The organism is Georgenia sp. EYE_87, from assembly GCF_023148685.1.
GTDB lineage: Bacteria > Actinomycetota > Actinomycetes > Actinomycetales > Actinomycetaceae > Georgenia.
The window spans coordinates 130,133-141,086 of sequence record NZ_JAHXNL010000005.1; the positions used below are offsets into that span (position 1 = coordinate 130,133).

The following is a 10,954-nucleotide window of genomic DNA, read 5'->3' on the forward strand; positions in this document are numbered from 1 at the left end:
CACAGCCCGCGATACCGTGGACGGCTGACTTTCAGACCAAGGCGAGGACACGCATGGCATACCGATCAGGCGACAACTTCACCGTTTTATCGGTGTGCACGGGCAACATTTGCCGCTCACCCGCAGTCGAGCACCTCTTCCGCGCCGCCTTCGGGAGGAACAGCGGAGTCGTTTTCGCCAGCGCGGGCACCGGGGCGCTCGTCGGTCAGGCGGTGCACGGGCCGATGGCGGACCTCCTTCGGGAGGTCGACGTCCCTGCCGGCGGCTTCGCGGCCCGACGAGTGACCGAGCAGATGCTGCGAGACGCAGGCCTCGTGCTGCCGCTAACCCGGGAGCACCGGTCCGACGTTGTCGAGCTGGCCCCTGCCGTCGTGCGGCGGACCTTCACCCTGCGTGAGTTCGCCCGGCTCGCGTCCCAGGTGGACCGGGACGAGCTCGAGGAGAAGGCAGGTGGCCCGAACGCGACGCCCGCCTCCCGGCTCGATGCCCTAGTACCGCTGGCGGCCGCCCACAGGTCCGCCGTCGACCCGGAGCTGGACGACGTCGTCGACCCCTACCGGCGGGAGCTGCCGGTGTACCGGCAGTCCTTCGACCAGATCCTCCCCGCCGTGCGCACCATCGCTCAGATCGCGCTGCGGCTCTGATCCCTCAGCTTCCCGACGGCGGAAGTCGCCGTGGCCCCGATGCACGGCACCGCTGAACCACAGCAGCCCCCGGCCGCACGGCCGGGGGCTGCTGGTGTCGCGAGGTCGTCAGCGCAGCCCGAGCGCCTGCTCGATCGGGCCGATGGCGAAGTAGACGACGAAGAGCAACGCCACGATCCACATGAGCCAGTGCACCTTCCGCGCGCCGCCCTTGCGAGCCGCGGAGAGAACGACGTAGGCGATGAAGCCCGCGCCGATCCCCACGGTGATGGAGTAGGCGAACGGCATGAGGATGATCGTGAGGAACGCGGGGATGGCGATGGCGGCGTCGCGCCACGGGATCTCCGTGACCTGCATCATCATCAGGAAGCCGACGATCACCAGTGCCGGCGTCGCGGCCTCGTAGGGCACGAACGCCGTCAGCGGAGAGAGGAACGTCGCGAGCAGGAACGCGATGCCGGTAACGATCGAGGCCAGACCGGTGCGGGCGCCGTCGCCGACACCCGTGGCGGACTCGATGTAGCTCGTGTTGGAGGAGACGCCGGCGGCGCCACCGGCGGCCGCGGCGATGGAGTCAACCACGAGGATGGAGCGGGTGCGCGGCGGGTTGCCGTCCTCGTCGAGCAGGTCGGCCTCGGCGCCGATGGCGACCATCGTGCCCATGGTGTCGAAGAAGTCGGCCAGCATGATCGAGAAGATCAGCAGGATCGCGGCGACGGGGCCGAGCTTCTCGAAGGCGCCGAAGAGCGAGAACTCGCCCAGGGTGCCGAAGTCGGGTGCCTGGACCGGGGACCCGGTCAGGGCCGGGACGGTCAGCGCCCAGCCGCCGACGTTGTTCTCCGGGTCGGCGGCGCCGACCTTGGCGACGGCCTCGACGATCACGGCCAGCACCGCGGCCACGACTATGCCGATGAGGATCGCGCCGCGCACGCCCTTGACCATGAGGAAGGCGATCAGGAGCAGGCCGACGACGAACACCAGCGCCGGCCAGCCGACGAGCGAGCCGTTGACGCCGAGCTGGAGCGGAGTGCCGCCGGGGCGGACGATCCCGGCGTTGACCAGGCCGACGAGGGCGATGAACAGGCCGATGCCGACGGAGATGGCGACCTTGAGGGAGTGCGGGACGGCCCGGAAGACGGCCTCACGCAGCCCCGTGAGGACCAGGACCAGGATCACCAGGCCCTCGAGGACGATGAGGCCCATGGCGTCGCCCCACGTCATGCCCGGCAGGTTGACGATGGTGAAGGCGAGCAGCGCGTTGATGCCCATGCCGGCTGCGAGCGCCAGCGGGTAGTTCGCGACGGCGCCCATGAGGATCGACATGAGTCCGGCGACCAGGGCCGTGCCCGCGGCGACCGCCGGCAGGTTCGGCTCGGAGCCGCCGCCGAGGAACGCGCCGGTGGAGTCCGGCGTGGACAGAATCAGCGGGTTCACCACGAGGATGTAGGACATTGCGAAGAACGTGACGAGTCCGCCGCGGATCTCGCGGCCCACGGTCGAGCCGCGCTCGGTGATCCGGAACGTCCGGTCGAGCCAGCTGTCAGTAGTCCTGGGGGGCGCGCTCTGCGCAGGGGTGCTCACAAGGGCGGATTGTCGCAGAACGCCCCGAAAGAGGGAACAACCGTCTCGCGATGATCGTTAGTCCGCAGGGGCGCAACGCCGCCGGACCTCGATGAGACTGCACCTCACGACTCCGGTCACTCGCTCAAGGCCAGAACCGGCCGGATGTCGGACTTGCTCCCTCATCCAACCTTGAGGGAACTCTGTCCGAGACTCGGCTCGCTTTCCTGCTCACTCACCAATCTCGTGCCGAGTCCAGTTCGACGACCGGACGGGCGGTCGCGTCGGGGCCCAGACTGAGCCAAACGGCGTGCAAGGTCCTCGTACCGACTCGCGACATCGCCCCAGTTGTAGTCGCGGGCTCGCTGGCGGCATGCCTCGCCGCGCTGCACCGTGCCGTCAACGTCGGCCTCTGCCTCCTCGATTCGGGCAGCAACGTCTGCGACGCCCTCCCCGAAGATGCCAGCATCACCGAGCACCTCCCTGTTGAAGACGACGCCGCGGGCCAGGCACGGGGCGCCAGCTCCCATGGCACGGAGCAAAGACGGATTAGTACCGCCAACAGAGTGCCCATGGACGTAGGTCAGGCAATTCGCATACAACTGGTTGAGGAGCTCCTGATCCCAGACACCGCCGAGGAAGCGAACGCGTCTCTTGTCCGCCTTCTCGTGGATCAGTGCGGTGTACTCGTCCGAGTACGGGGCCGAGCCCACCACGATGAGGGGACGCTTCGCAGAGCTCTTGGAGTAGCCTTCGACGATACGGTCGACGCGGTTCTCGGGCTCGAAGCGGGCGACCACAAGGTGGTATCCACGCTCCGTTAGGTCAAGTTCGCCGAGCCGATCGCTCCCCGGTGTGACGATCGGCGCGCCGTAGGAGATGAGATCCGACGCCGCCTGGAACTCATGCTGGTAGTAGTCCGCGATTCCTTCGGCGTCTGCGATCAAAGCGTCCGACCAGCGCACCGCGAGGGCCTCGGCCACGCGGTAGTACTTCTTGCCGGTTGGGCCCCACTTACCGCGCTTCCACTCCAGGCCATCGACGTGGGTTGCTACTGGGATACGGGCGGCTCGAATGGGCGGTAGCAACGGCGAGTTCGCCGCGTTGAAGACAAACGCGGCGTCCACCCGGTGGCGCAGCAGGTGTCCCACTGAAAGGGCTGTGTGGCTCAACGTCTCGAGTGAGCGCTTCCGTGCCGCGGGAAGCGTGACGAGCTCCATCCCGAGGTACGACGTGGGGTGGTCCTTCTCCTCCCGCCTTCGGCAGTAGACCCGGACGTGGTGACCCTTGTCTGCTAGACGTCGCCCTACTTCCTCCACGGCGGTCTCGAAGCCTCCGTAACGCGCGGGCACGCCCCGCGTTCCAATCATGGCGATACTGAGATTGGTGTGCGTCATGCTTTGCCCCCGGTTGGATGTGGTCGACCGTCGCCCAGTATCCCAGGAGGACCGAGGCTTCCGCACGACCGGTCCGTGAGGTCACCTGAGCAGCGGTGTCAGCCCACGGTGGTTTCGAACATCCCGAAGTTCTCGGCCACCCAGGGGAAGACCCAGGTGAACAGCACGGCCACGACGGCGAGCGCCAGCACGAGCGCCTCGATCGCCTTGAGCCACCGCGGCCCGGGAAGGAGCCGCCAGATCGCCCCATACATCAGTTCTCCTCCACGAGGTCGGCGGGCACGCCCTCGCCGCGTGGGATCCACTCGACGAACTGCCCATGGGTGATCCACCGCTCCCGCGTGCTCCACAGCGGGTGGCAGGTGGTGAAGGTGATCGTCCGCTCGGTGGCCACGGCCGCCGGGTCGCCCGGCACGGGCGCGACCACGTCCACCTGGTCCGGTGTCACCACGTAGTTCTCGGTCACCTCGTACACGAGCCACGCCTGCGCGGTCTCGACGATGATCCGGTCGCCGTTCTGCAGCTTGTCCACGTGCTCGAACGCCGCGCCGTAGGACTGCCGGTGCGCGGCGAGCGCGAAGTTACCGACGTCGCCCGGCATCGCTGTCCCGGGATAGTGGCCGGCGGCGCCGCTGTTGAGGACGTCCCACATGCCGACGCCCTCGCGGATCGGCACCTCGTAGTCGGCGCCCCAGCGCGGCACGTGCAGGATGGCGAGGCTCTCGGCCTCGCCGACGGGCTCCATCACCGGCGGCGCGTCGGTCCTGGGCTGGACCGGCTCCGGCGCTTCGGGCACCTCAAACCCCTGCCGCATTTCCTCGATAGCGGTAGCCTGGTCGCCCGCAACCTCGACGTCGGTCCAGTAGACCTGCCACAAGACAAACAGGCCGAGCAGCATGCCAGCTGTCAGCAACAACTCCCCGACTACGCCAGCGACGCGCGCACCGAGGCTGGGACGAGCACGGCGTTGGGCCCTGCGTCGTTCGGGCCGCCCGCCGCTGCGATCGGGGGGTGAGAGGACGTCGGTGCTCACGGAGTCGGGTGGCGTCACATGAACAGCGCGGCGACCAGCATTACGGTCGCGACGACCATGACGCCGAGCGCGACGTACTCCACGCGACGCCAGTAGCGCTGACGTTCGCTGTAGGACATCTTCTTGCGGGCCATACCCGGCATCCTCGCAGACCGGAAGGCGTCCCCGCCACGAGCGTCCGAGCGCGTCGTGCAGCTCCTCACCAGTTCAGGGGAGGATCGGTCCGCAACACTGGACGACCGCTGAACGACCACTTCTGGAGGGCCGCGGAGTTTATGCGAGACTGGCTCGGGTTGTGAGCACACCGGGGGGCCTTCCGTGGAACTGAACGAGTACATCAGCATCCTGCGCAAGCGCTGGGTCAGCGTGGCGATCATTGCCTTTGCCACGCTTGCCGCGACGGCTGCCGTCACGCTGCTGATGACGCCCAAGTACAGCGCCACAAACCGCATGTTCTTCTCGGTCGAGGCTGGCGAGACCGTCTCCGACCTGGCCCAGGGCTCCACGTTCACCGAGAAGCAGATCACCTCCTACGCCGAGGTTGCCACCACCCCGCTCGTCCTCGGGCCCGTGATCGAGGATCTCGGGCTCGACACGTCGCCCACCGACCTCGCCAGCACCCTCGCCGTCGCCGTGCCGCCAGAGACGATGATGGTGGACATCACCGCAACGGACGAGAATCCTGAGCGGGCCGCCGAGATCGCCAACGCCGTCGCCAAGCAGCTCAGCATCGCTGTCGGTGACCTCTCCCCCGAGCGCCAGGACGGCTCCGAGTCGGTGCGCGCCACCGTCACCACCCCGGCCGCCGCCCCGGCCGACCCCTCCTCCCCCAACATCACCCGCAACCTCGCTCTCGGTGCCGTGCTGGGGCTGATGCTCGGCGTCGGCGTCGCGATCCTGCGCGAGATGCTGGACACCAAGGTCCGCGACGAGAAGGACATCAGCGCCGTCACGGACAGCTCCGTCATCGGCACCATCGGGTTCGACTCCACGGGTGTCGAGCACCCGGTCTTCATGTACGACGACCCGACCGGTCAGAGGGCCGAGGCGATGCGCCGCCTCCGGACCAACCTGCAGTTCGTCGACCTCGCCGACCGGCCGGGCTCGATCGTGGTGACCTCCTCCGTGCCCGGCGAGGGAAAGACGACGACGGCGATCAACCTCGCGGTCGCGCTGGCCGACTCGGGTGCCCGCGTCGTGCTGGTGGACGCCGACCTAAGGCGCCCGTCCATCGCCGACTACATGGGCCTCGAGGGCCGCGTCGGCCTGACCACCGTGCTCATCGGGCGCGCCGAGATCGGTGACGTGGTCCAGCCCTGGCGCGACACCTCGCTCGACGTCCTGCCGTCGGGGCAGATCCCGCCCAACCCGAGCGAACTGCTCGGATCCCGCGCGATGGCGACGCTGCTCGGCACGCTCACGCAGTCCTACGACATGGTGCTCATCGACAGCCCGCCGCTGCTCCCCGTCACCGACGCCGCGGTGCTGACCAAGCTTGCGGGCGGCGCTGTGGTGGTCGCTGGCGCAGACCGCATCCACAAGGCCCAGCTGCGCGAGTCGCTGGACAACCTGGAGAACGTCGGCGCCCGCATGCTCGGCCTGGTGCTCAACAAGGTCGAGCAGAAGGGCCGGGACGGCTACGAGTACACGTACGAGTCGTACACGTCCGGCGAGACCGTCGCGGACAGCGGCGCGCGCCGCAACGGCCGGCGCATGGAGTCGGGTTCCCGTGGGGCCACCTGGCCGGGCAAGCCGCTCGCGGCGCAGAGCCGCAGGCCGTAGTCGTACTGACGGCTGAGGCTCCGTCCGTTCACCTGCGCCTCGTCGAGTCGTCGACGGCGCTGCACCCCGGCGTCAACCGAGCGCCGTTTTTCGTTCACGTACGGCTGAAAACGTCGCGTGTGGCCGGTCAGGGGGACCGGTCGCATCCCGACAGGAGCCCGAAACGTGAACGTGCCCGAAAGTTCGTCCAACGCCCGCCTTCACCGACCGCTGCGCCTCACCACCACCGCCCTCGCCCTCGCGGCGTGCGGCGCGGTGCTCTCCACCACCGTCGCCACCGCCGCGCCCGCCGGTTCGGCTGACGGCAGCAACTGGGCCGAGACGGCCTACCGCGGCGGCGTCGACATCGTCGCCGGCACCGACGAGACCCCGGAGACCATCGACGGCACCGTCTTCGAGGACAAGAACAAGAACTCCGTCCAGGACGCCAACGAGCAGGGCCTGACGGGCGTCACCGTCACCAACGGCCGCGACGTCACCACCACCGACGGCCAGGGCCGCTATGAGCTGCCGGCGTTCGACAACATGACCGTCTCCGTCACCCAGCCGCGCGGCTACCAGGTGCCGGTGGACGCGGACAACGTCGCCCAGTTCTTCTACCACCACCTGCCGGAGGGCTCGCCGGCGCTGCGCTTCGGCGGCATCGCCCCGACCGGCCCGCTGCCGGACGCGGTGAACTTCCCGCTCGCGCAGAGCGCGCTCACCCAGTCCCCGGACCAGAGCTGCGTCATCGGCGGCGACATCCAGACCTACGACCTCGAGGAGGTGGAGTTCGCCCGGGCCGGCGCGTTCGCCGATCTCGCCGAGCGCACCGACTATGCCGGCTGCGGCGTCACGTTCATCGGCGACGTCGTCGGCGACGACCTCTCCCTCTACCCGCAGACCCGCGAGCTGGCCAGCATGCTGAACGGCCCGGCACGGTTCCTCCCCGGCAACCACGACCTCGACTTCGACGCCACCACGAGCGAGCACACGTTCGACACCTTCCGCGCGAAGCTCGGCCCGGAGTACTACTCCTACGACTCGGGCAAGGCCCACGTCGTCGCCCTGAACACGGTCGAGTACAAGGCGGGCACCTCCTACACCGGCGCGCTGGACGCCCAGCAGCTCGAGTGGCTGCGCAGCGACATCGCCCAGGTGCCCGAGAACCAGCTCATCGTCCTCGCCTCCCACATCCCGCTGCTCGACTACGCCGACCAGGGCGCCGCCCGCCACCAGGTGGCCCAGGTCCAGGAGATCTACGAGATCCTCGAGGGCCGCGAGGTCGTCGCCGTCGGCGGGCACACCCACAGCATCGAGAACCTCCGCGAGGGCGACAGCCTCGCCGGCTGGAACGAGCTCTTCGGCGTCGAGGGCCTGCCCTTCACCCACGTCACCTCCGGCGCCATCTCCGGCGACTGGTACTCCGGCCGCCTCCTCGACGAGGGCTACCCCACCGCCATCCAGCGCGACGGCGGCCGGCCCGGCGTGCTCACCCTGGACATCAAGAACACCGAGTTCCAGGAGCGCTTCACCGTCCGCGGCGAGGACGGCGAGCACCAGATGGCCCTCGGCCTGAACACCCCGCGCTACCGCGACTGGTACGCCCAGTACCGCACCAGCCGCGGGTCCGCCCCGGAGCTCGAGAACCCGCTCGTCGTCTCCCAGGCCGACCTCGCCGGCGCCACCTGGCTGACCACCAACTTCTGGATGGGCAGCACCGGCTCCACCGTCGACGTCGTGATCGACGGCGGCGAGCCGGTCGAGGCCGTCCGCACCCAGCAGATGCAGGGTGAGGGCCAGCTCGTCGGCGCCGAGTGGTCCGACCCGGCCGTCGTGCAGGAGCAGCTCGTCCACGGCGGCAGCCTCGCCGACCGCTCGATGCACCTGTGGCGCCTCGAGCTGCCGGCCGACCTCGCCGTCGGCCAGCACACCGCCGAGGTGAGCGCGACCGACGTCCACGGCCGCACCTTCACCGAGACCCTCACCTTCGAGGTCACCGAGTAGCTCTCACGATCACGAGAGGGGCGGGGTCTGCGGGCTCCGCCCCTTTGGCAAGAGCCCGGCACTAACAGGAGCGGCAGCTGTCCCATTCCACCTCGTTCTTACAACGGAAGTTGACTCACACGCGCCGACGTGCGGTCGGTCATGGCGATTGGGGCGCTGCCAGAAGCGGCGAAGTCCTTGCTCTGGACATCAACAAGTGCTGCCGCCTGACGGGCCCCCGGTGAGAAGCACGCACGACCTCGCCTTACACCGCTAGATTGGATCCCGTACTCACACGTGATCGGCGTCGGGGGGTGTATGGAGCAGCGGGCAGCTTGGGCAAGCAACCACGACTTGTTACGCGTCGCGCGCCTTATTCCTTCAGCCCAAGAAGTCGTGACGGTCCAAGCAGAGCAATCGGTGCGCGAGGCCCTGAACGTCATGCAGGCGCACGGATTCGACCAATTGCCGGTATGCATCGGTGCCAGTGTGATCGGCGTGTTCTCGTACCGCTCCTTCGCGCAAGGCATTCAGCACATCAGACGTAACGATGATCCTTTGGCACAGCCCGTCGAGGACTACTTGGAAGACCTTGAGTTTGTTCGCGCAGGCATGGATGTCGGCGCCATCATGGACCGTCTCAACGCTGACGGAGCTGTGCTAGTTGGCGAAGAGGACCGCCTTGACGCAGTGATGACACTCAGCGACGCCGCAAATTACTTGTGGCAGGTGACTAAGCCGTTCGTCCTTCTCCAAGACATCGAACTAGCAGTGCGGAGCCTCATGGAACAGGCATGTTCCGATCCCGATGAACTCCGCAAGCACGTGCAGATGATAGTCAACGATAACCGGGGCCGCCCGACAGGAGACAGTTACTCCGTTCTTGCAACTCTCTCCATGGGAGAACTTCTTAGCGTCCTGCTCAATCAGGCGAATTACGGGAAGTTGTTCCGAGCAACTTTCGGCACCAACCGCCCGCTCGTCAGTTCACTCTTGGAGCCAGTTCGCGAAGTTCGAAATAAAGTATTCCACTTCCGGGACGAGGTGTCGAGTGAAGAACTCGACGCTCTCATTAACGCCCGGCGCTACCTGGGACGCAGACTGGATGCCCAGAGGGCGAGGACACACCGTGACCAATAACGAAAACAATGCATTCCAGTCGCTAGCGCATGAATTAGCGACTTCCTCTGCACGCACGATCGCCTTAGTTGCGCCGCCGGGGACCGGCGTAGGACGCCTTATGAAACAGAAGGTCAGCAGCACAGCCCTGGGTGGCGCCAGCGTCCTTGTAATCACGGTTTCTCGTGCGCAGGCTGACCAGTGGGCCGCCCGCCTCCACGCGTCCGATTTCAGGGTCACATTGTTGGCAGGAAGCTCCACATACCTCCTAGCCATGGACGAAGCCGGCGGCAGCAATTTTGCGACGCCAGGAGTCACGATTGCCACGGTTCAGCTCTTAGCAGCTAAGGGCGATCACCACTCTCTATCAAATTTGGAGCCCGCGCTTCTGGTCCTCGACGGTGTGCCATCGAGGGCTGACGGAGTTCTCGGTCGCACGGCTGCCACTTGGATTAACAGAGCCGATCAGACGGTCGCAGTCCTCGGCCCCGGCGATGACGCGGACAACAAGTTTGAGAAGGTGTTGGAGTACAGGTTGAGCGACGCGGTGCGCGACTGGGGGCGGGCGCCCACCGTTGTGTGCGTCGGACTCGAATCGGACCCTGTCGAATCACGTCTCCGCGAAGACGTCAAGCAGTTTCTTGGGACCGACTCCATAGAGGGTGCCTCGGCTTCGCTGTCGTACCTTCACGCGCTGCTCTCCGCAGAAGCTGAGAGCGTCGAACATGTGAGCAAGCACGGTGCCGATTCGTCGAGGGCGACGCATGCTATCGACCTGCTCGAGCGTCTCGAAGCCTTGGAGTGGGAACCACGCGCTCAAGCAGTGATCGCAGTCGCCGAACAAACCATGTCGGAGAATCGACCTCTTCTTATAACAGCAAATCGCCTCTCGGACGCCGAGTACGTGGCCGACATTTTACGTATGCGCGACATGGATGTTTCGATCGTCAACTCGTCGGTCGACTTTGAGCAACGGCAGGTGGTCCTCGAAACTTTTGGCCCAGGCAAGGTGCTTGTCCGAGGGAATGTTGAGGCCGACTGGCTCCTTCCTGATCGGACCAGGCTTCTGTGGTGGTCCCGCCCATCGAAGGAGGCCCTAATTCGAGACATTGCGCAGGCTGTCTTCGCTCGTGGAACAGAACTCGTGACGCTGGATCCTGAAGTCGAACGCGATGTCACCCAACTACTTGCCGCCCAGTAATCTGTGAGCGAACCGTCCAAGGTCTAGCAGAGCGCAGGGGGGTAGTAAGTAACTCTTGAGCACGTGAACTCGTCTCCTGCATGACGCTGCCCAGAAGGTCCGCGGCTGCCCGCGCTTCGCCGTAGGACTGGTGGCGCCCGCGTTCAACGCGGTCCTCGCCGCGGTCCCACTCGCGCCGCCGCGGCTGGCGGCCTATGCGGAGGATCCGCAACTCGACCGGGGGTAATATCGGGCGAGGACTCCTCCAATCTCT

At 66.9% G+C, this 10,954-nt stretch carries 9 protein-coding genes; 5 read left to right on the top strand and 4 right to left on the bottom strand.

Annotated features, from left to right (window positions below):
• The first annotated feature begins 53 nt into the window (after window positions 1-53).
• Window positions 54-644, top strand: a complete 591-nt coding sequence (locus KZX45_RS09715; protein WP_248257534.1) for a low molecular weight phosphatase family protein — start codon at window positions 54-56, stop codon at window positions 642-644.
• A gap of 108 nt (window positions 645-752) precedes the next feature.
• On the opposite strand, the gene KZX45_RS09720 is transcribed toward KZX45_RS09715, so the two are convergent.
• The 4 genes from KZX45_RS09720 to KZX45_RS09735 all read right to left on the bottom strand — a co-directional run bounded on the left by KZX45_RS09720 (window position 753) and on the right by KZX45_RS09735 (window position 4,652).
• Window positions 753-2,225, bottom strand: a complete 1,473-nt coding sequence (locus KZX45_RS09720; RefSeq protein ID WP_248257535.1) for an NCS2 family permease — start codon at window positions 2,223-2,225, stop codon at window positions 753-755.
• Window positions 2,226-2,386: 161 nt separating this feature from the next.
• Complete coding sequence (locus KZX45_RS09725; protein WP_248257536.1) at window positions 2,387-3,601, bottom strand: DUF1972 domain-containing protein; 1,215 nt, start codon at window positions 3,599-3,601, stop codon at window positions 2,387-2,389.
• A gap of 98 nt (window positions 3,602-3,699) precedes the next feature.
• Entirely contained in the window at window positions 3,700-3,855 is a 156-nt protein-coding gene (locus tag KZX45_RS09730) for a hypothetical protein (RefSeq protein WP_248257537.1), read from the bottom strand.
• Window positions 3,855-4,652, bottom strand: a complete 798-nt coding sequence (locus tag KZX45_RS09735) for a class E sortase (RefSeq protein ID WP_308221722.1) — start codon at window positions 4,650-4,652, stop codon at window positions 3,855-3,857. Before KZX45_RS09735 ends, KZX45_RS09730 begins: the two co-directional genes overlap by 1 nt.
• A gap of 300 nt (window positions 4,653-4,952) precedes the next feature.
• On the opposite strand from KZX45_RS09735, the gene KZX45_RS09740 reads away from it, so the two are divergent.
• The 4 genes from KZX45_RS09740 (at window position 4,953) to KZX45_RS09755 (ending at window position 10,701) form a co-directional block, all read left to right on the top strand.
• A complete protein-coding gene (locus KZX45_RS09740; protein WP_248257538.1) occupies window positions 4,953-6,416 on the top strand; it encodes a polysaccharide biosynthesis tyrosine autokinase in 1,464 nt (487 codons plus the stop codon).
• Between the two features lie 165 nt (window positions 6,417-6,581).
• Window positions 6,582-8,402: a calcineurin-like phosphoesterase C-terminal domain-containing protein gene (locus KZX45_RS09745; RefSeq protein ID WP_374112584.1), complete on the top strand. Its 1,821-nt coding sequence runs from the start codon at window positions 6,582-6,584 to the stop codon at window positions 8,400-8,402.
• A gap of 276 nt (window positions 8,403-8,678) precedes the next feature.
• On the top strand, window positions 8,679-9,521 hold the full coding sequence (locus tag KZX45_RS09750; protein WP_248257539.1) for a CBS domain-containing protein: 843 nt from the start codon (window positions 8,679-8,681) through the stop codon (window positions 9,519-9,521).
• A gap of 100 nt (window positions 9,522-9,621) precedes the next feature.
• Window positions 9,622-10,701, top strand: a complete 1,080-nt coding sequence (locus KZX45_RS09755) for a hypothetical protein (RefSeq protein ID WP_248257540.1) — start codon at window positions 9,622-9,624, stop codon at window positions 10,699-10,701.
• Window positions 10,702-10,954: the final 253 nt, after the last annotated feature.

What these genes read in the sequence shown, in the direction of transcription:
- KZX45_RS09715 (WP_248257534.1), top strand. Translation starts at nt 54, where the DNA reads ATGGCATACCGATCAGGCGACAACTTCACCGTTTTATCGGTGTGCACG.
- KZX45_RS09725 (WP_248257536.1), bottom strand. Translation starts at nt 3,601, where the DNA reads ATGACGCACACCAATCTCAGTATCGCCATGATTGGAACGCGGGGCGTG.
- KZX45_RS09730 (WP_248257537.1), bottom strand. Translation starts at nt 3,855, where the DNA reads ATGTATGGGGCGATCTGGCGGCTCCTTCCCGGGCCGCGGTGGCTCAAG.
- KZX45_RS09755 (WP_248257540.1), top strand. Translation starts at nt 9,622, where the DNA reads ATGAAACAGAAGGTCAGCAGCACAGCCCTGGGTGGCGCCAGCGTCCTT.